Source organism: Lederbergia sp. B243.17 (genome assembly GCF_057657925.1).
Genome location: NZ_JBWBKF010000055.1, coordinates 123819 through 147997, shown reverse-complemented (window position 1 = coordinate 147997; position 24179 = coordinate 123819). Strand labels below are relative to the sequence as shown.

Sequence of the window (24179 nt, the reverse complement as noted above, 5' to 3'; positions counted from 1 at the left end):
TAGAGCAGTGGAAAGCATTAAAGACGAAATGCCTTTTCTCAGTTCACTTGTAAAAGGCATTGCGAACCAATTTGGGGAGACATGTGAAGTTGTTCTGCTAGATTTGACTCAGTACGAAGAATATGGAAGCGGTTTAATTGTTCTTATTGAGAACGGGCATGTAACGGGCAGGAAAGTGGGAGACACAGGGACGAATATAGGATTGGAGGTGCTTAGAGGCAATATGGTAGATGGGGACAAGCATAATTACCTCACAAAAACGAAAGAAGGCAGGATGCTGAAATCTACCACCATGTATATACGGAATAGTGAAGGTGTCCCGATAGGCTGTATTTGCATAAACTTTGATATTACAGATTTGATGATGTCTGAATCTGCTATTAAGAAATTCATTGATTTGGATGGCTTGAAGACGGATGTAAATGAAGTCTTTGTTAATAATGTAAACGATGTCTTGGATCTTCTCATACGAGAGGCGGATGACTATGTCGGCCGTCCTGTAGCAATGATGACCAAAGAGGACAAAATGAAAGGGATCGAATACCTGGACAAAAAAGGAGCTTTTCTCGTTAAAAAAGCTGGAGATAAGGTTTGCGACCATTATTTGATCTCTAAATACACGCTTTATAATTATCTGGATACAATTCGAAGTATTGTCACTGAATAAGAGGAGGATACACATCATGAAACAAATTATCAACACACATTTAGCACCTGTCCCCGGAGGACATTTTTCACAAGGAATTAAAGTGAACAGTACCATTTATGTTGCCGGTCAAACACCGATCAATGCTGAAACCGGGGTGATGGCGGATACGATTGAAGAACAGACGAGACAGTGCCTGCTGAATATTAAGCATGTTTTGGAGGCGGCTGGTGCAGGATTGGAAGACGTTGTAAAAATCAATACCTACTTAACGGATTTAGACGATTTTGATAAATACAACGAGGTATATAAAGAGTTTTTTAAAGAAGGGTTGCCTGTGAGAACAACATGCGGCTGCCAGCTGAAGGGAATTCCGATTGAAATCGATGCAATCGCAGAATTAGGTTAAGAGAATCAATTGAGTCAATAATAGTTTCCTAAACTGTTATTGACTCAATTCAGATATTAATCGCACTTAAGAGAGGAGAATACTATGAGATTGGAAGGGAAAGTGGCTGTAATCACCGGCGCAGGTCCGGGTGAGGGAATCGGAAGAGCGATTGCATGTGCCTTTGCAAAGGAAGGAGCAAAGCTGTCACTGAATTATTTTGCTGGTAATGATGAGTTGAGACAAAGATTTTCTGAGGAAATACGTGAGTATGGCCCCGACGTTTGTGTAGTAGAAGGGGATATTTCAAAAGAAGAAACTGCCAGTAAGTTGATTTCCAGCACAATCGAGAGGTTTGGAAGGATCGACATTCTCGTCAATAACGCCGGCATCTCCACTCCAAGTTTGCTGAAGGATATGACGACTGAAAACTGGGATAGGATGATAGACGTTAATTTAAAGAGTGTCTTCCTCACTACGAAGTATGCGATTAACCCGATGATTGAGCAAAGGTCTGGAAGAATCATTAACATCGCTTCCCAAGTCGCGCAAAAAGGCAGTGTTGAACATTGTCATTACGCTGCAGCCAAAGCAGGGATCATTGGCTTTACAAAATCATTGGCATTAGAGGTAGGAGAATATGGGATCACCGCAAATTGTATTGCGCCGGGACCAATTTTGACTCCGCTGATGAATGAGGTATCAGATGAGTGGAGAAATAAGAAAAAGAAAGAGCTGGCGATCCCGAGATTTGGAATGCCTTATGAAGTAGCTCCTACCGCAGTGTTTCTCGCTTCTTCTCCAGACGGAAACCTCTACACAGGACAAACATTAGGCCCGAACAGCGGAGATGTAATGCTTTAAGAAATGATAGGTTGAGTATTCAGTAAATTGAATTTATTTGATAGTCTGCGTTTAGCTTTTCACTAAAACCTTCGTTAAAGAGAGGAGAAAAAGTTAATGGGCTTCAAGAATAATGTTTTGAATATCAAACCAGATCCTACCCTCTATAATTCAGATTTAGCACCGGTTTCCGGCAAGGAGAAAAATTGGACGTGGTGGTCCTACAGTGCAATCTGGATGGGCATTGTACATAACTTAGTCGCCTGGCAAGTGGCCGCTCATTTAATGGCGGTTGGTCTGAGCTTTTGGCAAGCGTTTACATGTGTTGCGCTTGCGTATGGAATTGCATTTGTCGCAATCCTTTTTAATAGTTATTCCGGGGCTAAATACGGTGTGCCGTTCCCAGTGTTGATCAGATCAGCATTTGGAACAAAGGGCGCACACTTGCCGGTCTTCATCCGTGCAGTATTAGGTGTATTTTGGTTTGGGGTACATATGTATCTCGGCAGTATGGCGGTAAACGCTATTTTAGGAGCCTCTTTTTCTTTCTGGGAAGGCTTAGGGGATATTAGGCTTCTGGGAATGGGTTTGAACAACTTCATTGCGTATGTGATCACATGGGTGCTTCATGCCTATATTATTACTCATGATATTGAAAGGGTTCGAAAGTTTGAGAACTGGGCCGGTCCTGTTGTCATGCTGGTAGGCTTGGGATTAGTCGGTTGGGCGATCAAGCAAGGAGACGGGCTTGGAAATTTGGTTTCTATTCCGGGAACCGTTTCCGGCACTGAGTTTTGGGTTACCTTCTTCCTCGGTATGTCCGCGCTGCTTGGAACTGTTGCAACACTTATTCTAAATATATCTGATCTAACGAGGTTTTCCAGAAGCCAAAGAGATCATATGATTGGCCAGGGCATTGGAATGCCGATTATGTTCATTATTTTCTCCGGCATGGCATTGCTGACGACAGCCGGTACGATGATTGCTTTTGATAAACCAATCACCAATCCTATTGATGTATTAGTGCAATTTAATCATCCGATTATCGTTATTCTCGGTGCCGTTTCCATCCTTGTCTCCACCCTTTCGGTAAACGTTGCGACAAACGGTGTAGCGGTAGGATATGACCTGACCAGTTTAATGCCGGAAAAACTTAACTTTGGTAAGTCCGCGCTGATTGCCATCATCGTCGGAGCGATATCTGCTCCTTGGCTATGGTACCAAGAAGGAGGGGCCTTCGATTTGGTTATGGGGGCGGTTGGGGCAACCATGGGTCCGGTACTTGGCATCATGCTTGTTGACTACTTCCTGATCAAGAGACAGTCTTACAAATTAGACGATTTATTTGTCCACACAGGGGAGTACGGCGGTTGGAATAAAGCTGCGATCCTTTCTTTTACAGTAGGAATCATTGCTGCCTTCATTGGCTTGATTATCCCTTCATTAAGTATCCTCTATAGCTTCAACTGGTTTATTGGAGTCGGGGTTGCTGGGGCTGTATATCTCGTTTTAATGTGGCCAAAGCGCAGTGCAGAGACGGATAAAGGATACCATTCAACAGAGGAGAAAGTTGCAAATGATTAATAAACAAAGACTTCAAGAAAGAATTGAAAAGCTCGCTGAAATTGGAAGAACAGACGAGGGCGGAGTAACACGAATTGCCCTTACAAAGGAATACAGAGTAGGGCTGGATTTGATCACTTCTTGGATGGAGCAGGCCGGCATGCAAGTAAGAATCGACCAGGCAGGAAATCTGATCGGAAGAATGGAGCCGGCTGAACCGGGATTAGCGGCAGTAGCTGTTGGTTCCCATGTAGATTCAGTAGAGGATGGCGGCAAATACGACGGAACGGTTGGCGTTATTGCGGGAATAGAAGTAGCGCAGCATATATATGAAGAAAACATTCAAATCAAACGGCCATTTGAAGTGATTGCCTTTTGTGAAGAAGAGGGATCCCGTTTCCAATCGGGCGGTGTTTTTGGAAGCAGGGCAATGGCTGGAAAACTTACGCCGGAAGATCTGCAAATCAAAGATAAGAATGGTGTAAGCAGATTTGATGTACTCAAACAGTTCGGTTTGGATCCGGAAAATATTGATAAGGCAGTCCGAAGTGCCGAAGACATCTCACTATATCTTGAAATGCACATCGAGCAGGGGCCGATTTTAGCTCAAAAAAATATCCCGGTCGGTCTTGTTACCGGGATAACAGGATTATCGCTTACAGAGGTGGTTTTTGAGGGAGTGGCTAATCATGTGGGGGCAACTCCGATGTACTTGAGGAATGATGCGCTGCTTGGGGCTTGTGAAACGGCACTGGCTGTTGAAAAGATTGTCAATGAGTACGGTGGAACAGCAGTGGGTACGGCTGCGACAATGGATGTCTATCCTAGCCAGGTGAATATTATTCCAGGCAAGGTTTCCACAGTGATAGATGTGCGGGATGTTGACCTGGAGAAAAGAGAAAACATTTTGAAGGACTTGGAAAAACAGGTCCAAGATATTTGTAAAAATAGAGATTTGCGATATCAATTTATCACCAAGTTAAAAGCCAATCCTGCTATGACAGCGGATCATGTCTTTGAAAGAATGAAAGCAGAGAGTGAGAAGTTGAATCTTGAAACGTTTGAAATGCCAAGCGGCGGCGGACATGATGCCCAGTTAATTGCTGAGTTTACCGATATGGGGATGATCTTTGTCCGTTCCGAAAATGGCAGCCACAATCCAAAGGAATACGCATCGCCCGAAGACATAGAAAGCGGAACAAAACTATTATCGAATGTGGCTCTCCATTATTTGAAATCCTAGGAGTGATATCGTCATGGCTACAATCATTAAGAATGGAATTATCGTTACCCCGTCAAGGGTCTTTCGCGGTGATGTAAAGATAGAAAAAGAGTTAATCACTGAAGTGTCAGACAATCTTCATCATTTGGATGGAGATTGTCTGATCGATGCAGAAGGCAGCTATGTTTTGCCTGGCGGAATTGATCCCCATGTTCACTTGGCAATTGCAGGAACAGTAGACGACTTCGAAAGCGGCACCAAAGCGGCAGCAGCAGGCGGGATCACATCCATCATAAATTTTACCGATCCCAAGCCGCAGCAGGAATCCTTTCTGGATGATTTAAAAGAGTGGAAGGAAAAAGCAAAAAGCTCTCTCATTGATTATGGATTTCACTCCATTATCAATCGATGTGATGAACAAGTACTGGAAGAGATTTCAATGCTGCCGGAAAATGGGGTTACGTCCATCAAGCTTTTCATGGCCTATAGGGGAACCAATATGGTCGATGATGTGCAGATGTATAAGCTGATGGAAAGAGCTGCGGAAAATGGCATGATTACAAATGTTCATGCCGAAAACGGCGATATCATTGATCAATTGATTAAAGAAGAATTAGAGAAGGGGAATACCGACCCGATTTATCATGCATATACTCGTCCAGCACGTCTTGAGGCGGAAGCGGTACATAGAGCTTTATCCATAGCTGAATTGGTAAATGCACCTATTTATATTGTGCATGTTTCCAGTGAAGAAGCATTGGAGGAGGTCTTCCGCGGGAAAGAGCGAGGCATTGAGGTATATGGAGAAACCTGTCCGCACTATCTTTTGCTGGATGAGAATGAATTGCTGGCTGAAAAGAAGGAAGCCGTCAAATACATTTGTTCACCTCCTCTACGAACCAAAAAAGACCATAAAGCACTATGGGAAGGCGTGCAAAACAATGATATTTCCGTGATAGGATCAGACCATGCGTCCCATCCTTATAAAGGTGGAAAAGTGTTAGGGTTAGAAGATTTTACAAAAGCACCAAACGGGCTGCCAAGCATCGAAAACATCTATCCTCTTCTTTATCATTATGGCGTTCATGAAAAAAGAATTTCTTTACAAAAGTTCGCTGAAATAACGAGCAGCAATGCTGCCGAGATATTCGGAATGTATCCGAAAAAAGGAATCATCGAAGTAGGAAGCGATGCGGACTTGGTGATTTTGAATCCTGCCCTTTCCCACGTTATCTCCCAAAGCAATCAGCACCAACAAACTGAGTACAATGTCTATGAAGGACATAAGCTTAATGGGAAGATAACGCATGTATTTTCACGTGGAGAATTGATTGTAAAAGACAATGTGATTTTGGGAGAGACCGGACGTGGAGAGTTTCTGTTTAGAAATAAACATACACACCAATAGATTTTCATAAGGCAGGTGACAATCGTTGAACGTTTTACTGACAGGGAGCTCCGGATTAGTCGGCCAGCACTTGGCTTCTCTTTTATGCGAAAAAAATATAAACGTGATCGGTTATGACAGAGTATCCAATCAGTTTTCAAATAGTCATTTTAAATTTGAACAAGGCGAGTTGCAGGATTATCCCCGCTTGGCCGACATCACCAAACGCTATGAGATCGACGCTGTGATCCATAGTGGAGGGATTTCCCATCCTCTCCAAGGTAACGACTCTTCGAACCAAGTGATCCAGACCAATATCGTGGGCACAAATAATATTTTTGAGGTTTCCAGATTATTTGATGTAAAAAAGGTAGTTTATTTAAGCTCGGGAGCAGCCTACGGAAACAACAAGTCAGCATCATTGAAGGAAAATGAAAAAAGGATGCCGACATCCGTCTATGGTGTATCTAAAGTTACAGGAGAGTTTTTGGCCCAGGTGTACTGTGAGCAACATGGCATGAACATTACTACGTTACGACTGCCTTTTGTATATGGGCCTGGCCGCAAAATGCCCGACCCGATCAATGAACTAATCCTTCAAGCAATCAAGGAAAAGGAAATCCTCGTAGAAGGAACAGGCCAGCAATTTGAATTTATTCACGTAAAAGATGCGGCTGAGGCAATTTGGCTTGCCTTAACTTCTGAAAATAGCAAAGGTGAAATATTCAATATTGGAACCGGTACTCTGACTTCCACGGAGGAAATCGCCTCGATTGTTAAAAGAATTTTCCCTGAAACGAAGATGGAAATGGGGAAGGAAACGGTGAAGTATGATCAGATGGGGCCGTTTGACTGCACGAAGGCTAAGGAAATATTGGGTTACGAGCCAAGCTGTTCATTGGAAAGCGGGATAGTGGAGTATGCAGATTGGATCATGCATACCTAAAAATTAGGGCTCTTTCAACACAAAGTTGAAGAGCCTGTGCTTTTTTAATTCAAGAGAATAAGAGAGGAGCAAGGACACTTGGATGTAGTTACTTTTGGGGAAAGTATGGTCTTATTTACACCGAGAGAGGAAGGGCCATTACGGTTCGTTGGCGAATTTAAAAGGACACTTGGCGGTGCAGAGTCGAATGTTGCGATCGCTTTATCCAGACTGGGACACGAGGTAGGCTGGGTCAGTAAATTGGGGAATGATGAATTTGGCTTGTACATTCGAAATCTGATTCGCGGCGAAGGTATTGATACGTCTCAGGTTGTTTTTGATGCTGAATTGCCGACCGCGGTTTTCTTCAAGGAAAGAAGGCAGCAGTCCGATCCGGCTATCTATTATTATCGGAAAGGATCAGCCTTTAGTTCCATTCAGTTGACGGATGTGGATATGAATTATTTTGCAAAGGCCAACTATATTCATCTTACAGGGATTACGCCTGCTCTGAGCAATTCAAGCAGAGAAGTACTATACGGGATTATGCAGTTCGCCAAATCTCAAGGAAAAACGTTGGTTTTTGATCCAAATATGAGATACAAACTTTGGGCACTTGAAGAAGCGAAAAAAGTACTGTCCGACATCGCAAGCCAGAGTGATATCGTATTGGCTGGGGTAGAGGAAGGAACATTAATGACAGGGGAAACCTCTCCAGAAAAGATAGCACAGGCATTACTGAGCAACAAGGATACTAGTTTAGTTGTCATAAAGCTCGGAGAAGAAGGAGCCTTTTATTCGGATGGCAAGGAGAGTTCTTACGTGCCCGCATACAAAGTAGACAAGATCGTGGATACTGCAGGAGCAGGAGACGGGTTTGCAGCGGGTTTTCTGTCAGGATTATTAAGGGGCTGGAGCTATTATGATGCAGCAAAACTGGGGAACAAAGTGGGCAGCCTCGCTCTGACTGTTGCGGGGGACATAGAAGGATTCCCATATTGGCATCAGGTTAGCCCTAAGAATCAACATGAAATATTACGTTAATGAGGAGAAGGAAAACGATGCATAAAGAAGAAGTAATAAAACAAATCACCGATATTGGTGCCGTTGCGGTTATTCGCAGTGTACCTATGGATAAAATTGAAGCATTAGCGGACAGTCTTGTCAAAGGCGGTATAAGAGCCCTGGAAGTTACAGTCGATTCTCCCCAAGGATACGATTGTATAAGGAAACTTTCGGATAAATACGGCGACCAAATCATCCTTGGAGCCGGTACGGTATTAGATAGCTCTGCCGCTGTTACAGCTATTACCTGCGGGGCAAACTTCATTGTAAGTCCGTGCTTGAATATTGAAGTGATACGAGCCACATTACGATACGGCAAAGTTTCCGTGCCAGGGATCATGACCCCTTCTGAAGCATTACTTGCAATCGGAAACGGAGCAGACATGGTGAAAGTGTTCCCGGCAGAATCCGTAGGCCCGAGATTCGCCAGCAACCTGAGGGGGCCATTGCCTCATATTCCGGTAATGTTTACCGGGGGGATTAACCTGGATAATGTCCCTGATTACATAAGAGCCGGTGCCCAAGCTGTCGGGATTGGCGGAAATCTGGTGAACAACAAACTGATTGCCAATGGAAATTTTGGCGAAATCGAAAACATTGCCCGTCAATACGTGAAAGCTATTAAATTGGCGCGTGAAGAGTAAGTTTATTTGTACCAAAAAAAGAGATAGTGATAATAGCAGGGGTTTTTTAGTCGGATATACGACTAGAAAACTCCTTTTTTTGTCTCCTGTTTCTAAGAAGAAACTTTTAATTTTTACAAACATCATGATGTAATCTTTATAAAATAGGTATTGCACCCAAAACATCATGATGTTATGATGAAAAAAGAAGGATATTGTATATTTCATCATGATGAATAATAAGAAAGTGGTGGTAATGAAGTGGTTGAAAAGATGTTAGACAAAAACTCTAAACAGCCGCTATATAAGCAATTAAAGGTTTTATTGCTGGCTTATATAGAAGAGGGCCTTTCTGAGGGAGACCCGTTGCCGATAGAATCAGAGATTGAACAAATGTACGGAGTAAGCAGAGCAACAGTTCGGAAAACGATTGATGAGCTAGTATCCAGTGGAGTTGTGAAAAGGATACAAGGTAAAGGCACTTTCGTGCAATCAAAAAAAATAATTCAAACAGCCGGAACAATCACGAGCTGGACAGAAGAGATGAGACTTAAAGGAAAAGAGATCCATACAGAAAATGTAGTTTTAGCTGAAATTGAACCTTCTGGAAAGATAAGAAAGGAATTAAACCTATCAGCTAGCGAGAAGGTGATTTGCTTAAAGCGTATAAGGTTTTCAGACGGAGAGCCCATTGCAATCATGATTAACTATATCAGAGCAAAGTATGTTCCGGGTTTTTTAGAAAAAGGACTTCAGCGAGAGTCTTTATATGAGACCTTGGAAGAAGAGTACGACATCCGTCTTGAAAAGGCTCATGAGATAATTCAAGCAAGAGATGCAACGGATTTAGAAGCTATTGAGTTGCGTATACCACCGGAATCTTCTCTTCTTCATCTAACAAGGGTTTCTTATTTAAGTGATGGCACGCCGTTTGAACTGGTTGAAATGTCAAATAGAGGAGACCGTTATCAATATCACATTGAGCTGAACGGCAGGCAAAAAACGAAAACACTTTAATGCAAAGGAAGATGGAAATGATAAATCTTACTGAGGGATTAATAGAATTGGATATTGAAGTGGAAGACGCAGAGGGTGCCATAAGAAGAGCTGGGCAATTGCTGGTGAATGAAGGGTTGGCGGAAGAGAGGTATGTGGATGCAATGGTAAAGGGATTTAAAGATATCGGTCCCTATATCGTTGTTGCTCCTAATATTGCTTTTCCCCATGCAAGGCCTGAATTTGGCGCGAAAGAAAAAGGGGTTTCTATTCTGCGCTTAAAAAAGCCTATTTCGTTCGGGCATCCGACAAATGATCCAATCACTCTTGTTTGTGCGCTTTGCGGACCAGATAGCAGCAGTCATATAGAAATGTTGCAAGCGCTTGCTGAGGTTCTTAGGGATAAGAATAAGTTGGAGATCATAATGTCCCCATCCACTGGAAAAGCAGAAATTCTATCAATTATATAAAAAGGGGAGTGTCAAACGATGTATATTGTAACCGTTTGCGGAATGGGATTTGGAACAAGCTTAATGCTGCTAATGGAAATTCAGTCCATTGCTAAAAGTCATGGATATACGGTAGAAGGAGAGGCGGTTGATTTAGGCTCGGCAAGAGGAAAAACATGTGATTTTATGGTTGCTTCCAGCGAAATTTCCGCAGAATTGAAAGACGAATCGGTAGAAGTCGTGTCTATAAATAATCTTTTGGATAAGGAGGAAATTGAGCAGAAAGTTATGCCTATTATACGGGAGTTATCCGACAGGGGGTAAAGGGTCATGTTAGATATTATTGTATCCATATTAAGTAATCCAGCAATAATACTCGGAATCATTGCCCTCGTTGGATTAGTGGCATTAAGAAAAACGACTTCCGATGTCATAAAAGGAACGTTAAAGACAATCTTTGGCTTTATTATACTGCAGCAGGGTTCCAATATCATTGTCACTGCGTTGATTCCATTCAGTACCATGTTCACTGAAGCATTCGGGTTAACGGGAATTGTGGCAGAAGATAACTCATTGGTTGCTGCTGTACAAGTGGTATTAGGAAAAGAAACTGCTCTTATCCTAGTGTTTTCTTTCCTTATTAATCTTCTGATTGCGAGGATCACCAAATATAAATACATCTTTTTGACAGGCCATATGATGTTCTCCTTTGCCGGAACAATGGCTATTGTATTCAATCAGATGGGGCTATCTTCTGCGATGACTATAGTACTAGGCTCTGTCATTCAAGGGATATCGATGGTTCTTTTTCCGGCAATTTCACAGCCATTCGTCCGCAAAATAACCGGGAAGGACGATATCGCGTTTGGTTTCTGGGGAAGTTCTTGGATTAGCTTATCAGGATGGATTGGAGGCCTGGCCGGAAACAAGGAGAAATCGTCAGAAGATGTGAAGGTTCCCAAATCACTTGATTTCTTAAAAGATATGAGTGTTTTGATGGGAATTGTCATGGTAGTCATCTATCTGATTACTTCACTGTTTGTGGATAAGGATGTATTTAATGAAATTTCTGGAGGACAAGACCTTGTCCAGTTCTCATTGATGAATGCGTTAACATTTGTTGCGGGTATTCTGATTTTACTGCAGGGGGTTCGGATGTTTTTGGGTGAAATTGTTCCGGCGTTTAAAGGGATTGGTGAAAAAATCGTTCCTGGGGCTAAGCCGGCACTCGATGTACCCGTCTTCTTCGCTTTCGCACCTATCGCTGTAACAATTGGTTTTCTATCTGCATTAGTAGGGAGCTTGCTTGTAACCTTTATATCTACTGTTTTACCTGTAGTAGTGTTGCCGTCGGTGATAGGTTTGTTTTTTATGGGCGGAGCGGCCGGTGTGTTTGGCAATGCTACTGGAGGCAGACGCGGAGCAATCATTTCGGGGTTCTTTTTAGGAATCTCTTGGACGTTGCTCGTAGCGCTCGCATATCCACTGGTCGATATGGGCGCTTATGGGGTGGAAGGACTTTGGTTTGCATCGCCTGATGCGATCATCGTTGTAGTAATCATACGATTGATTGGTGCTTTATTTGGACTTGCTATCTAAAGCCGCAACTTTTTAAGGAGGAATCGATAATGAATAAGGTAAGAACGTTATTGGGAGACATCAATGCAAAAGAATTAGGATTTACATATAGTCACGAACATTTATGGACTTGTCCACCTCCTAGCCAAAAGGATCGCGATTTGGAATTAACAGATTATGAAGCTTCTGTTAGTGAACTTTTCAGGTTTAAAAGAGCAGGGGGAAATGCAATCGTTGACGCAACCACACTTGATTATGGCAGAAACGCAGTCAAGATGAGACAGATGTCAATTGAAACAGGCGTTCATGTAGTTGCCACCACAGGCTTTAATAAACATATTTACTTTCCTGCATGGGTAAACGCGCTCTCTGTTGAAGAAATTCAGCAGAAATTAGTCAGAGACATCACAATTGGCATGGACGGAACGGATGCGAAAGCTGGTTTTCTGAAGTCGGGATCTTGGGACCAATTGATTCATCCGCTGGAAAAGAAGGTCACCAAAGCTGTTGCACTCGCCCAAAAGGAGACGGGAGCACCCGTCTGGCTGCATACTGAAGCAGGAACAATGGGAGAGGAGATGCTAGACCTGTTGGAAGAAGAGGGCGTGGACTTAACGAAGGTTGCAGTTGGTCACAGCGATCGGAATGCGGATCCTTATTATCATTTGCAATTGGCGAAAAGAGGGGCTTACGTCCAGTTTGATGGAGCGAGCAAAATTAAATATCATCCTGATAGTGTCCGGGTCGGCTTGGTTAAAAACTTGATTGATAATGGGTTTGTAGAACAAATTCTCATTTCAGCGGATATGGGGAGAAAGCAATACTTACATGCTTATGGCGGTGGACCGGGATTTGAATATATTCTAAAAAAGTATATTCCAAGATTGAAAAACGAAGGAATCAGCGAGGATGACATTCATACGATCTTTGTGAAAAATCCAGCACGCTGGTTAGCACAATTTGAAGGGTGATGAAATACAGATGACAATTCAAAAAGGGGCTCTTATAGCGATCCTCAGAGGCATTCATCCGGGTGATGTTATATCGATAATTGAGACTTTGGTTGAAAATGGAATATCATCAGTTGAGGTATCACTAAGTGACGAGGAAAATGCAATTCAATGCATTAGGAATATTCGTTCTGCTTTTCAGGAGAGAGTCCATTTAGGTGCTGGGACAGTCGTCCATCCATATCAGGTTGATAAGGTTCTTGAGGCGGGGGCAAATTATATAATCACACCCGGCTGGGATCGGCATCTAGTTCAATATGTACAGTCTAAAAAAGTAAGCATCTATCCTGGAGTATTTTCTCCAGGGGAAATCCTTCAAGCAGTGCAAGAGGGTGTAAAAGTCGTAAAGCTATTCCCGATAAATGAGTTAGGTACAACTTACGTAAAAAGCTTGCAGGGACCATTTCCAAAAATGCACATTATGGGTGTTGGAGGCGTCGATTTAAACAATCTAAAAGACTATCATAAAGCAGGTTGCTCTTCGTTCGCAATAGGCAGTGACCTTGTCCCAAGGGGAGCCTGTGTAAAAGACTTAGAGGAAATTGGAGAAAAAGCAAAGCAATATGTAAAGCTAATGAAAGATTTAGGGAGCTGATGTAATGTCAATGGTGAAAGAAGCTGTCAACATGACTAGAGATCAAGTAAAAACAGCTTTGGATGAGTGCCCAGTTGCTATTTTACCGATAGGAGCTACGGAGCAGCATGGTCATCATCTTCCCTTAGGTGTAGATATCTTCTTGGCAGAAGGAATATCAAGAAGGATTTGTGACAGGACAGGCGCACTTCTCCTGCCATCCATACCTTTTGGCTATTCATGGGTTTGGCGTGATATACCTGGAACAATCTCTCTTCAGCAGCACCATGTGGAGGCGGTCATCAAAGATGTTGCCCATAGTTTGAATAGATACGGGGTGAAGACGTTAATTGTCGTTAATGGTCATGACGCCAATAACTCCAGCATGAAGTATGCGGCACGAGAGCTGATGGATGAGCTGGATATGAAAATTGTCTATTTGTTCTATCCAGATCTTGCAGCAACAATGGAAGAGCTGTGTGATTCAAAAACCTGGCACGGTATGATTCACGCATGTGAATTTGAGACATCATTGATGCTTGCGCTTAAACCAGAGCTTGTCGATATGAAGAAAGCGGTTAAAGAATATCCAGAAAAGCCTGCGTTGTATGGCAGATCCACCATCTCATTGGGAGAACTGAGCAAAAGCGGCGTATACGGCGATGCAACACTCGCCAGTAAAGAAAAAGGAGAAATGCTCCTTGAACGATTCGTTGATAAGATGGTTGAGTTGGTAGAAGATGTTATTCCACAGTAAAAGATACTCTCAATTAAGCGTAACACCAATAATTGAAAGATGTCATTTAGGTACAAGTTTGATATTGACTTGCCTGATGAACTAACAATGCACATCAGATGGGCGTTTTCTATGCGGAACGAGAGTATACGATTAAGAAAGTGAAAGAGCATTTTGGATTATGACGGGAGAAACAATTTATACTTATCCCTGCCAAATGCATTTATACAAATGAAAAGAAGGATGCCATCTGTGGCATCCTTCTTTTAGGTGTGATGACAAGAAAAGTAGGTCAGTGACTCTTTTATCGTTTTGGTACAAAATAGGTCACTGAAGTGCCTACCCCCAACTCGCTCCTAATCTCCAACCCCTCTCCAAACAGCTGCTTCAGCCTGCGGTTCGTATTCGCAATTCCGATTCCTTGCTCATTCTTATTTGAAAGAATGTCCTTCACCTTTTCCGCATCCATGCCAATCCCATCGTCCTGTACTGATATGACATGCTGGGTAACATCACTTTTTACCGATATGGTGACAGTTCCGCCTTTTTCTTTCTTTAGGATCCCATGATTCAAAGCGTTTTCGACGATTGTTTGGAGGGATAGAGGGGGGATGAGGATTCCTTTGTCATAATCCAATTCCCACTTGACTGCCAGGCGTTCCCCGAACCGTTCTTTCTCGATGTACAGATAGGAGCGGACCAAGTCCAGTTCGTCTTCAATCGGAATCAAGCTGTTAGTGTTGTGCGTGTTGAAGCTTCTTTGCAGGTAGTTGCCGAATTCATGAAGCAGTGCCGCCATCCGGACCGGGTCCATTTCGCCCAGAGAGGCGATGGCATTTAAGGTATTGTACAGAAAATGCGGTTTGATTTGTGCCTGCAAATAGGCCGCTTCCAGACGGAATTGTTCTTGGATGGCGCGGTTTTGGGTCAGCAGCGAATGGACGCGTGCTTTCAGTTCGACTGCGTTTGCCGGCTTCGCGACATAGTCATTTGCTCCTGCTGCGAAGCCTGAGTAGATGTCCATCACCTGGTTTCTAGCGGTCAGCAGCAGGATAGGGAGCTCCGCAATCGTATAGTGCTTGCGTATTTCTTTGCACAGTTCATAACCGGACATATTCGGCATCATGACATCGGATATGATGAGATCCCATTGGCCCTTTTTGATCATGGATAGTGCCTCTTTCCCGCTGCTTGCCGTTGAAACGTCATATTGCCCGATCAGCATGTTTCGAATCACCCGTACGTTTATTGGATCGTCATCGACAACGAGAATCGTGCCAGGTGAACGATCCCTCTTTTCCTCAACAATTAAGCTATCTGTCTGTACCGCTTGGACTGTATCTCTTACAGCAACACCTCTTTCCGTCGCCACCCACTCAGATGCATTTGCAATCTCCAAAGTGAAGGAGAAAGTCGTCCCTTTGCCGACTTCCGATTCGACAGAGATGTTGCCGCCATGAAGCTCTATCAACTGCTCTACAATATTAAGCCCAAGTCCAATCCCTCCTTGCGCAGATGCCTCCGAATGTTCATAACGGATAAAAATTCTCTTGATCATGTCCTCACTCATACCAATTCCGGTGTCCGTAATAGAAATAGTTGCAGTTTTGCCATCCTGGCTCGCCCCGATTATAATGCTGCCTTCTTCTGTAAACTTCACTGCATTATGAAGCAGATTAAAGAGAATCTGGACGAGCCGGCTCTCATCGGCAATGACGGGTGGAAACGACTCGGGTATGTGGCAAGTGATGTGCAAATGACTTGTGTCCTTCACAACTTGAACCATATCGATCACTCCCGAGACAACACCTTGAATGTCGAGAGGCTTTTGTTCCAGCTCTATTCGCCCTTCTTCCAGTTTGTTCAGGTCCAGTAGATCGTTTAGCGTAAAGGCCATCCGGTTGCCGATTTGCAGGAGCAACGCAAGCTCTTCTTTGTTTTTCTTGGTCAGGGCAGAATCTTCATTTTCAAGCATGGTTTGAGCAATATTCAAGATGCCATGCAGTGGATTTCGCAGTTCATGTGATGTATTTGCAAGAAAAAGATCCTTTTGCATGTCTGCTCTGGCTAACTTTTTATTTTGCTCCGCATTCAACCGCAATACTTCCATGTGGCGCCTGAACAATAACAAGGCGATGACCATGATCGAAATTATGTAGTCAAAAGGATAATAAGGAATGTTCGCGACACCTGTTTTAATCGCCGTTCCCCAAGCGGCATTGGAGATAAAGCAGGTTAGGTAAAGAAGAATGAACACACCGTCTATATTGCCTCTCTTTATCGCAGCAGCGGTCGGGATGATCAGCTGGGCAGCGATAAAGACTGCATATGCAATCAAAACATAAATCGTCGGCAGCCAATGCAAAGCAGGGGAAGCCAATGAGATAATCGCAATGGGAACAAACAGGACAAGAGAGAAATTTGCTGCAGCCGATGAAATTTTAAATAATACATTGATAAATTTTAAAGTGGCAAGTAGCAGGCCAATCAACAGTACGATAAGGAGTTTGATATAAAGGCTGTTCTCGATTGGCAGCGGCAATAAAACATTATCATCTATTAAAATAAGAAAACTGTTAAGAGTTAGCAGCAGACTGAAGTAGAGCAATTCTTTCTCGTATTGCCCCCGGCCCAATAGAAAAATGAACAATGCATAAACCGCATGGAGTACAAAGATTGCCCCGACAAGCCATTGCATCGATTGTGAGAAGGCTGCTTCTTTTGAAATCGCAGTCTGCAGTCCGAATCGGACCGAATCCATTAAGCCTCCAGTCCGCAAGCTGTCATAGTTTGAAATTTGTACGATGATGTCAAGTTCCTTCGCGTCACTGGCGAAGATGGTTATCAAGGGTCCTTGTTTCTTTATCTCTTTTTTCGGTTCGATCGTGGCGATGTTTTCATTATTCACTCTTTTTCCGTTAATAAAAATGCTTGCATATGATTCGATCTTATTAAACTGAATCCCATAGATCGTTTCCTCGGTATCCGGCAGCAAAATTTTTAGGCGATAGGAGCCATAGCCTGTAGCGGAGCTGTCTGCTGTCCCCATTAAGTCCTTCCAATTTCCCGGTACTTTTATGTAGTGTCGATCCTGTTCATTTATGGGAGGCTCCTCAGCAATAAAGGCAGAAGGATAAAACTCCCACTCTCCATTCAGGGAAACTGTTTCATCCTTACTCAATGTTTCCCCGCGTAAATCGACAACCCCATTTACTGCTGTCTGATGGGAAGAGGAATTGAAATAAAGGAACCAGCCAGCACGCAAAGCGAGTATGAAGAGGATGAAACTAGCGATGATAAAAAACACTCTTTTTGAGTTTACTTGTTGACTTGTTATCAAGAGCCTTCACCTTTCGAAAAAAAGTTATGAGACCAGATTGACTTTATCTTATTCGATTGAGTTCACCCTGTCCATGAGAACTTGGCATATGAAAACCCGCTATATTCATACGTTAATAAAAGCGCCTTCATTCTTGAACCTTTTTTGTTTAAGAAAAGTGTAAGAGAAGTGTAAGCAATTCATAAGGCCGGCGATCTATCGTAGTTAGGTACTAGTTGACGAAAGGATGCGGGAGGTGAGTGTCGATCAAGAAGCTGCTTGGCATCGTATTGGTCGCTGCTGGAATCGGTTTGCTATTTGTGCCGCAAATAAAAAAACAGGCATTCGACAACGAGCAGCGGGACATTCTGGAAGCACTCGAACGGCTTGGGACGTTTGAGAGCAGTGTGAGGGCTGAAGAACCGGACAGAAAACCGAATGTGCCCGATAAATCTACGGAGTCGGTCTATGCGGATGGTGTCCGGGGATTGCTGGAGATCGAAAAAATCGGTTTAAAGATGGCGATCTTCGAAGGCGTGACTGATGAAACACTTCAAAAAGGTGCTGGCATGATCGAGCCGGACAAAAGGATCGGCTTTCAAAACATCGGCTTGGCCGGGCATCGTGCTATAGCAACCGGCAAACAGTTCAACCGTCTTGGAGAATTGAAGCTGGGCGACGAAATGGTTGTGCGTTCACGAGAAGGAGACTATACATTTGTTGTCACGGACACATTCATTGTCGACCAGTCCGATACTTCAGTGCTCGACGATGGAGAGCAGCCTCTTCTCACACTCGTCACCTGCACTCCGATTGGCAGCTGGCGTCCAACCGACCGTCTTATCGTTCGCGGAGCATTAAAAGAAATAGGGGGATAGGAATAAGAATGAAAAAACTGAATGTATTTGCCTTGCTGGTTCTGCTTATCGGGCAAACCATACTTGGCCCGATTGGAACAGCAAAGGCAGCTGGAGAAGAATCAGTAGATACTTCTGGTAGCATATCAATAAATGAAGTGGCCATCGAAGGCCTGGATAGCAAAGAGGTTGAACTGGGTACAAAAGTTTCGCTTGAATATAAATGGGTATTGTCAGGAGTTGCTGGATCTGGCAAGAAATCTATTCCGAGCGGGTTGACTGTGGATGATGAGAGCAGACAGCTAGAAGCTCCCGCATCAGGCTCTTATCATGTATCCGGAAATGTGCTGACTGTAACAGCGACTGACTCGGAAGGAGCAGCAAGCTCAGGGACGGTTAGGCTGCAGGCAACCGTGACTGGGGACTTTGAGTTTGATGGGGGCAAGTATTCTTTAAAAGCCGGAGAAACAGCTACTGATGATCAGAGTTCTGAAACACCTGGTGGAAGTGAAGAACCAGAGGGTGGGGATACGAATGGAGAAACCCCAACAGATACGGAAGGGGAAGGCCCAACAGAAACCGATGAGGGAGACAAGGATACCACAGGTCAGGATGAAGGAAATGAGGATGAAAAAACTGATGAGGAAGGCGTGGATGAAGCTAACATAAAATCAACGGGGTCTATTATTGAGGAAAATATCCTGACGGGTGCAGTAATCACGGTTTACGAAAATGAATCTAGTAATGATCCGGCGCCGGGTGTAACGAAAGATTCTATTATTAAAATTGACTATACCTATTCACTCCCGGAACGGCATGGATATGAAAGCGGAGCTACATTCTCGTTCACCATTCCGAGTCAAGTGGAAATTTATGAACCGTTAGAAGAAAAAATCATGCAGGGTGACGAAGTAGTTGGTATTTTCTCGGTTGACAAACAGGGAAATGCAAACGTAGTTTTCACCGATTTTATCACTAAGCATTCCAATGTAAATGGTACACTTGAAGTCCTATCGAAAATAAGAGAAACGACCGTAATTAACGAAGATAAAACGATCATCATTACACCGATTTCAGGCAGAGAATCGGTCAAATTGCCTGTTATTTTTATTCCAACGGGCGGCACGATCGACAAGTCAGGCATGCCGGACAATAAATATAACGGTAAAACAATTAAATGGGAAGTGAACTTCAACAAAGACCTGAATGAGATTAAGGGTGCCGTGCTTGAAGATATTATCCAGTCCGGCCAAGAGCTTAAAGCAGAAAGCCTCCGACTCTTCAAGTTAGAGACTAGGCTTGACGGTAAGGTTAATTTAGGTGAGGAAGTCCAAGACTTCACATTGGGTGAAAATGAAAACTTCTCGATCAATCTAGGTGATATCAGCTCAGCGTATCATCTTGTCTATGAAACTATGATTACAGATAACAGCCAAGAGAAGTTCGAAAATAAGGCGGTATTAAAAGGCGACAACCTCGATGATGCAACGGCTACCGCAACAGTCACAATTGGCCGGGGCACTCCGCTGGAGAAGCGTTTTAAAAGTTATGACCCTGCAAACCAGGCCATCACTTGGGAAATCAAGTACAACTATAATGAGAAGCAAATTGCTGAAAAAGATGCGATGTTACAAGACGATTTCCCTGATAACCTAACATTAGTGAGAGACAGTGTGAAGGTAGAGAAGGTGACCATCGGTGACGATGGACAGGAAGAATCATCAGAGACATTTACTAATTTTGAACTGGAGGGTGTAACGAACGGAAAGTTCACCCTTAAATTCAAACAAGACATCTCAAATTCCTATAAAATCACCTATCAAACTAAAGTGAACGGCCGGGTGTATGCAGACTCTCAAGAAATCGTTAATGAAGTTACATCAGGAGACATAACAGTCGGAGACAAAACAACCATTTATCAGCAAATCTTGTCAAAAAGTCATGTAGACGACACCAACTATAATACGAAGACAACGAAATGGAAGATTATGCTGAACAAGGACAGCCACCTGATGAAGAATGTCGTAATCACCGATGTGTTCACAAACAAAGGGCTTGAACTTAACGAAGACACATTTGTTATCACTACGGGTGGAAACGCTCTCGTAAAAAACACGGATTACTCACTTAACAAAACGGATGATGGATTTACAGTCAATTTTTTAAAAGAAATAAGCACACCTCATGAAATCACTTATACTACAAAGTTCAATTATGAAGGCCGGGAAGATAAATCGCTCAATTATTTGCGTAACACGGCGAATGTATCCTGGGTAGGTGACGATGGACCGAAAGACAGGACTGCCCACGCTGATTTCCGTCCAGATAATTATACAAGAGCAAATGGTTTTAAAGGCGGCTCGTATAATGCTGTAAAGAAGGAGATTACTTGGACCATTGGTGTCAACTACAACTTGCGCCATCTTGAAAACGCAAAAGTCATCGATCTGATCCAAGACAACCAGCAGTTCATCCCGGAAAGCTTAAAACTATACAAAGCGGTATTAACCGGAAATGCCAATGGGGCAACGAAAGGGGAAGAAATTACACCGACTGTCAGCTGGAACGAGGAAAAGACACAATTTGAAGTAGACCTGGGAAGCATTGATGGACCGTACATCATTGAATACGTAACATCCCTCGACGGCCAGCAGGTGAAAAAGGAATACAAAAATACAGCTGTTCTGAAAGACGGAGATTCTGATGTTTTAAGTGTCTCGGCGTCTGTGACCATACTCCATGGCGGTCATTATGTAGGAAAACAGGGAGTGCAAGAGGGACGCACTATCAACTGGACAATACCAATTAACTACAGTCAATCGACAATCGCTAACTTTAAATTATTCGATAGTCCAAGTGCAAACCAATTCATCGCCAGTGACTCATTCAAATTGTTTGAGACGACAGTTTCCGATAATGGGACTGTAAGAAAAGCTGCAGAAGTGGAAAAAGGCTTCTATAAACTGGAGCTCGAAGATGATGGTAGCTTTACTCTTTCCTTCCGGGAAAAGGTCACTAAGCCATATATCCTTGAATATTCATCGATCATCATGGCAAAACCAGGTGACAGCATAACGAATGAAATACGGTATACAGGGGACGATGTAGTTGAGTCGGCAACACCTTCCAAAGAGTCCATCACAGTGAAGCGCTCATCCGGAAGCGCAACGATCGAGGGATATACAGGTTCACTAACAGTAGTAAAGACTGATGCTGCAGATTCACAGTTGACGCTCGAAGGTGCAGAATTCACTCTGATAGATTTACTTGAAGAAAAGGAAGTTGCAAAAAAGAAAACAGGCGCAGACGGAAAGATAGTTTTTGATAAGTTACTTTATGGTTCCTATTCTTTAAAAGAGACATCTGCACCGTCAGGGTACTTGCTGAACGTTGACAATACAAAAGAAATCAAAGTAACGGGTAACGTGGAATTGCCGGTCACAAACGAAAAGGCAACACAAGCCGTTGAGTTGAAGAAAATTGACCGGGACAACGAGGAAAAAATGTTGCCTGGCGCGAGATTCGCCCTTGAAAAGAAAAAGGGAGAAAACGATTACGAACGCATTAGAGAAGATTTGGTCACGACTGATCTAGGCCTGATCCAATTGAACAATCTTGATCCAGGCGACTATCGGTTTGTAGAAATTGAAGCGCCTGAATGGTACGAACTGGACGACAAACCTTTAAACTTTACAATCGAACGCAACGAGAATACCGTCGTATCACTTACGAAAAAGAATGTACGCTCGAAAGGTACAATCACTATTCTCAAAGTCGATGCGGCTGATGAAGAAAACGTCCTGCAAGGAGCGGAATTCACACTAAAAAGTGAAGACGGGGAAGTTGAGGAAACGGCAACATCAGATGAGGCAGGAAAAGTCACTTTTGAAAACATTCCATACGGCAAATACACCCTTTCTGAAACAAAAGCACCAGAAGGCTATGTGATCGACCTTGCTGAAGGGGAAGGTCAACTGGAGTTAAATGAACCATCCAAGGAATTAACAATCAAAAACAACAAAATCATCCGCTCGTTCAAGCTAACAAAAGTGGACAGCAGCAACCAAAACAAAAAGTTGCCAGATGCTGAATTTGAGCTTTATAAGAAAAACGAAAGTGGAAGTTTTGACAAGATTGATCTGGAAGAGAAATTGATCACCGATGAAAATGGGGAAATCCTATTGGAATCCCTTGATGCGGGTGAGTATCAAATGATTGAAACAAAAGCGCCAGCCGGTTATTTGCTGGATAAGGCACCAATCGGTTTCACAATTGATGAAGACCAGATTTCTGTCAAAGAAGGTGTGAAAACAAACAGGAAGAAGCCAAACCCTGGAAATCCACCAACAGACCCGACAGACCCAGGCAAGCCAGGTGATCCGACAGATCCTGACAAACCAGGCAAACCGACAGATCCAGGGAAGCCGACAGACCCGACAAATCCTGGCAAACCAAATGAACCAACGAATCCGGGCCAGCCGGGAACACCGACAGACCCAGATAAGCCGGATGACTCAACTGGAACATGGGAGCCAGCTGACCCGGCAACACCAAGCAAGCCAGGCAGCCCAGGGACTCCAGGTACTGGAACTGCAGGCAACACAGGAAATATAGGAGAAACACCAACCAACAGCCAAAAGGGAGCACATTCTACTAATGGCGGACAACAGCTTCCGCAAACCGGAGAACCTTATCCGATTGGCACAATAGTTGGAGGCATTACGCTCATCCTGCTTGGAGGATGGCTCTTGGGAAGAAGGAAAAACAGTCATACAAACTAAAAAGAAGAAACAGCAAGAGCAGACTGCTCTTGCTGTTTCCCTTTTTTATAAAATTGTTTTCAAGAACTCGGTTACGGCCGGATCAGGTGAGATACCGAGATCATGGGCCAGCCGTTTTTTCATATCATGATAGACTTTCACCGCTTCCGCGCGGTTTCCGGTTTCGATATAATGCTCCATCAGTTCACGGACAGCGTATTCCGAATAAGAATCGATCGTGATGAGCTGCTGCAAATACATATGTTTTTTTAAGCCGTTCCCTGTTTTTGAAAAATAATCGATCAGTCCTTGCAGAAGACCAATCATCTGCTGCCTCATAAGTTGAGTCACCTTTATCGACCATCCATATCCATTGTTCTGCAGATAGTCGCCTGTATACAGGGCAGCAATCTCTTCACATTGCGTGCAGTTTTCGATGGTCACGCCCTTGTATGTTTTCATGAACTGGGAAAACTCATGGGCATCGCATTTGATTGTCGGTAAATGTAATGCATAGCAATCGTTCGAGAAGGAGACAGTTCCCCCGCCACCAATTGATTGCAGTGTTTTGCGCAAATAGGAAACAGCGGTATGTAATTGGATTTTGGCACGTTGATACTCGATGTCCGGCCAAAGCGCATGGATGATCGAGTCACGGTGCATCGGTGTTTCGGCATGTGTAAGGAGGAAGGCACATAATTCCTTCACCTTCGCGGTTTTCCATCTTATCGGTTCCTGATTGGCATACAAGGCGAATTCTGTGAAACAGACAACATGTAAAGAGAAGGTGACCGCGGGTTCGGGTTTTCTTGATTGAACCCCTAAATATCCACTCAACCTCGCGACGGTTTTCTCCAGACGATCGACGGTATATGGTTTCAGCAAATAGTCAATGGAGTGCAAATTGAACGCTTCAATCGCATAGTCACGGTAAGCAGTTACAAAAACAGTAAGAACAGACGGATTCCAGCTATGCAAAATTTCAGCTAAATCAAGCCCGTTCAGGCCAGGCATCTCGATATCCAGAAAAGCCACGTCAAAAGTAAGAGTCTTCATCTCTTTTAAAAATTCAGAGCCATTCGAGTACGTTGCGATGACCTCTACTCCGCCAATGCTATTCAATTTATTACTCAAATGCTGCAACGAAAGCTGTTCATCATCTACAAGGATCGCACGGATCATAAGATATATTCTCCCATTCTGACCAACTGCGGTTTCCAAATATTATCTCAATCCCG

At 43.4% G+C, this 24179-nt stretch carries 20 protein-coding genes; 18 read left to right on the top strand and 2 right to left on the bottom strand.

The window, feature by feature from the left end; genetic code table 11:
• Positions 1 to 7: 7 nt before the first annotated feature.
• The 16 genes from AC0TWI_RS10375 to AC0TWI_RS10300 all read left to right on the top strand — a co-directional run bounded on the left by AC0TWI_RS10375 (position 8) and on the right by AC0TWI_RS10300 (position 14026).
• Positions 8 to 667 (top strand): helix-turn-helix transcriptional regulator, encoded by a 660-nt coding sequence (locus tag AC0TWI_RS10375; protein WP_488126274.1) that lies wholly within the window; start codon positions 8 to 10, stop codon positions 665 to 667.
• A gap of 16 nt (positions 668 to 683) precedes the next feature.
• The gene (locus AC0TWI_RS10370) at positions 684 to 1055 is read left to right on the top strand and encodes a RidA family protein (protein ID WP_488126273.1); all 372 of its coding nucleotides are present in this window, start codon (positions 684 to 686) and stop codon (positions 1053 to 1055) included.
• A gap of 84 nt (positions 1056 to 1139) precedes the next feature.
• Positions 1140 to 1898 carry a 3-oxoacyl-ACP reductase family protein gene (locus AC0TWI_RS10365; protein WP_488126272.1) on the top strand — a complete coding sequence of 253 codons (759 nt, stop codon included), beginning with the start codon at positions 1140 to 1142 and terminating at the stop codon, positions 1896 to 1898.
• A 96-nt stretch (positions 1899 to 1994) separates the two neighbouring features.
• Complete coding sequence (locus AC0TWI_RS10360; protein ID WP_488126271.1) at positions 1995 to 3461, top strand: NCS1 family nucleobase:cation symporter-1; 1467 nt, start codon at positions 1995 to 1997, stop codon at positions 3459 to 3461.
• Positions 3454 to 4683: a M20 family metallo-hydrolase gene (locus AC0TWI_RS10355; RefSeq protein ID WP_488126270.1), complete on the top strand. Its 1230-nt coding sequence runs from the start codon at positions 3454 to 3456 to the stop codon at positions 4681 to 4683. The genes AC0TWI_RS10360 and AC0TWI_RS10355 overlap by 8 nt, the downstream gene beginning before the upstream one ends.
• 13 nt (positions 4684 to 4696) lie before the next feature.
• A complete protein-coding gene (gene hydA, locus AC0TWI_RS10350; RefSeq protein WP_488126269.1) occupies positions 4697 to 6070 on the top strand; it encodes a dihydropyrimidinase in 1374 nt (457 codons plus the stop codon).
• 25 nt (positions 6071 to 6095) lie between these two features.
• A complete protein-coding gene (locus AC0TWI_RS10345) occupies positions 6096 to 6995 on the top strand; it encodes an NAD-dependent epimerase/dehydratase family protein (RefSeq protein WP_488126268.1) in 900 nt (299 codons plus the stop codon).
• Positions 6996 to 7073: 78 nt separating this feature from the next.
• Positions 7074 to 8018: a sugar kinase gene (locus AC0TWI_RS10340; RefSeq protein ID WP_488126267.1), complete on the top strand. Its 945-nt coding sequence runs from the start codon at positions 7074 to 7076 to the stop codon at positions 8016 to 8018.
• Positions 8019 to 8035: 17 nt separating this feature from the next.
• On the top strand, positions 8036 to 8683 hold the full coding sequence (locus AC0TWI_RS10335) for a bifunctional 4-hydroxy-2-oxoglutarate aldolase/2-dehydro-3-deoxy-phosphogluconate aldolase (protein WP_488126266.1): 648 nt from the start codon (positions 8036 to 8038) through the stop codon (positions 8681 to 8683).
• A gap of 240 nt (positions 8684 to 8923) precedes the next feature.
• Positions 8924 to 9679: a GntR family transcriptional regulator gene (locus AC0TWI_RS10330; protein WP_488126265.1), complete on the top strand. Its 756-nt coding sequence runs from the start codon at positions 8924 to 8926 to the stop codon at positions 9677 to 9679.
• Positions 9680 to 9696: 17 nt separating this feature from the next.
• Positions 9697 to 10128 carry a PTS sugar transporter subunit IIA gene (locus tag AC0TWI_RS10325; protein WP_488126264.1) on the top strand — a complete coding sequence of 144 codons (432 nt, stop codon included), beginning with the start codon at positions 9697 to 9699 and terminating at the stop codon, positions 10126 to 10128.
• Positions 10129 to 10146: 18 nt separating this feature from the next.
• A complete protein-coding gene (locus tag AC0TWI_RS10320) occupies positions 10147 to 10431 on the top strand; it encodes a PTS sugar transporter subunit IIB (RefSeq protein WP_488126263.1) in 285 nt (94 codons plus the stop codon).
• A gap of 6 nt (positions 10432 to 10437) precedes the next feature.
• Positions 10438 to 11706: a PTS ascorbate transporter subunit IIC gene (ulaA, locus tag AC0TWI_RS10315; RefSeq protein WP_488126262.1), complete on the top strand. Its 1269-nt coding sequence runs from the start codon at positions 10438 to 10440 to the stop codon at positions 11704 to 11706.
• Between the two features lie 26 nt (positions 11707 to 11732).
• Positions 11733 to 12656, top strand: coding sequence for a phosphotriesterase family protein (locus tag AC0TWI_RS10310; RefSeq protein WP_488126299.1), 924 nt, complete (start codon positions 11733 to 11735; stop codon positions 12654 to 12656).
• A gap of 10 nt (positions 12657 to 12666) precedes the next feature.
• Complete coding sequence (locus AC0TWI_RS10305; RefSeq protein ID WP_488126261.1) at positions 12667 to 13290, top strand: bifunctional 4-hydroxy-2-oxoglutarate aldolase/2-dehydro-3-deoxy-phosphogluconate aldolase; 624 nt, start codon at positions 12667 to 12669, stop codon at positions 13288 to 13290.
• Positions 13291 to 13294: 4 nt separating this feature from the next.
• Complete coding sequence (locus AC0TWI_RS10300) at positions 13295 to 14026, top strand: creatininase family protein (RefSeq protein WP_488126260.1); 732 nt, start codon at positions 13295 to 13297, stop codon at positions 14024 to 14026.
• A 283-nt stretch (positions 14027 to 14309) separates the two neighbouring features.
• Here AC0TWI_RS10300 and AC0TWI_RS10295 read toward each other — a convergent pair whose 3' ends face one another.
• The gene (locus AC0TWI_RS10295) at positions 14310 to 17345 is read right to left on the bottom strand and encodes an ATP-binding protein (protein WP_488126259.1); all 3036 of its coding nucleotides are present in this window, start codon (positions 17343 to 17345) and stop codon (positions 14310 to 14312) included.
• Between the two features lie 239 nt (positions 17346 to 17584).
• On the opposite strand from AC0TWI_RS10295, the gene AC0TWI_RS10290 reads away from it, so the two are divergent.
• On the top strand, positions 17585 to 18202 hold the full coding sequence (locus AC0TWI_RS10290) for a class D sortase (RefSeq protein WP_488126258.1): 618 nt from the start codon (positions 17585 to 17587) through the stop codon (positions 18200 to 18202).
• A gap of 8 nt (positions 18203 to 18210) precedes the next feature.
• Positions 18211 to 22962, top strand: coding sequence for a collagen binding domain-containing protein (locus tag AC0TWI_RS10285; RefSeq protein WP_488126257.1), 4752 nt, complete (start codon positions 18211 to 18213; stop codon positions 22960 to 22962).
• Between the two features lie 45 nt (positions 22963 to 23007).
• Here AC0TWI_RS10285 and AC0TWI_RS10280 read toward each other — a convergent pair whose 3' ends face one another.
• Positions 23008 to 24123 carry a response regulator gene (locus AC0TWI_RS10280; protein WP_488126256.1) on the bottom strand — a complete coding sequence of 372 codons (1116 nt, stop codon included), beginning with the start codon at positions 24121 to 24123 and terminating at the stop codon, positions 23008 to 23010.
• Between the last annotated feature and the right edge of the window lie 56 nt (positions 24124 to 24179).

Bases quoted from the DNA above. Each gene is read 5' to 3' on its own strand.
- AC0TWI_RS10370 (WP_488126273.1), top strand. From the start codon at position 684: ATGAAACAAATTATCAACACACATTTAGCACCTGTCCCCGGAGGACAT.
- AC0TWI_RS10365 (WP_488126272.1), top strand. From the start codon at position 1,140: ATGAGATTGGAAGGGAAAGTGGCTGTAATCACCGGCGCAGGTCCGGGT.
- AC0TWI_RS10360 (WP_488126271.1), top strand. From the start codon at position 1,995: ATGGGCTTCAAGAATAATGTTTTGAATATCAAACCAGATCCTACCCTC.
- AC0TWI_RS10355 (WP_488126270.1), top strand. From the start codon at position 3,454: ATGATTAATAAACAAAGACTTCAAGAAAGAATTGAAAAGCTCGCTGAA.
- hydA (WP_488126269.1), top strand. From the start codon at position 4,697: ATGGCTACAATCATTAAGAATGGAATTATCGTTACCCCGTCAAGGGTC.
- AC0TWI_RS10335 (WP_488126266.1), top strand. From the start codon at position 8,036: ATGCATAAAGAAGAAGTAATAAAACAAATCACCGATATTGGTGCCGTT.
- AC0TWI_RS10325 (WP_488126264.1), top strand. From the start codon at position 9,697: ATGATAAATCTTACTGAGGGATTAATAGAATTGGATATTGAAGTGGAA.
- AC0TWI_RS10320 (WP_488126263.1), top strand. From the start codon at position 10,147: ATGTATATTGTAACCGTTTGCGGAATGGGATTTGGAACAAGCTTAATG.
- ulaA (WP_488126262.1), top strand. From the start codon at position 10,438: ATGTTAGATATTATTGTATCCATATTAAGTAATCCAGCAATAATACTC.
- AC0TWI_RS10305 (WP_488126261.1), top strand. From the start codon at position 12,667: ATGACAATTCAAAAAGGGGCTCTTATAGCGATCCTCAGAGGCATTCAT.
- AC0TWI_RS10300 (WP_488126260.1), top strand. From the start codon at position 13,295: ATGTCAATGGTGAAAGAAGCTGTCAACATGACTAGAGATCAAGTAAAA.
- AC0TWI_RS10285 (WP_488126257.1), top strand. From the start codon at position 18,211: ATGAAAAAACTGAATGTATTTGCCTTGCTGGTTCTGCTTATCGGGCAA.
- AC0TWI_RS10280 (WP_488126256.1), bottom strand. From the start codon at position 24,123: ATGATCCGTGCGATCCTTGTAGATGATGAACAGCTTTCGTTGCAGCAT.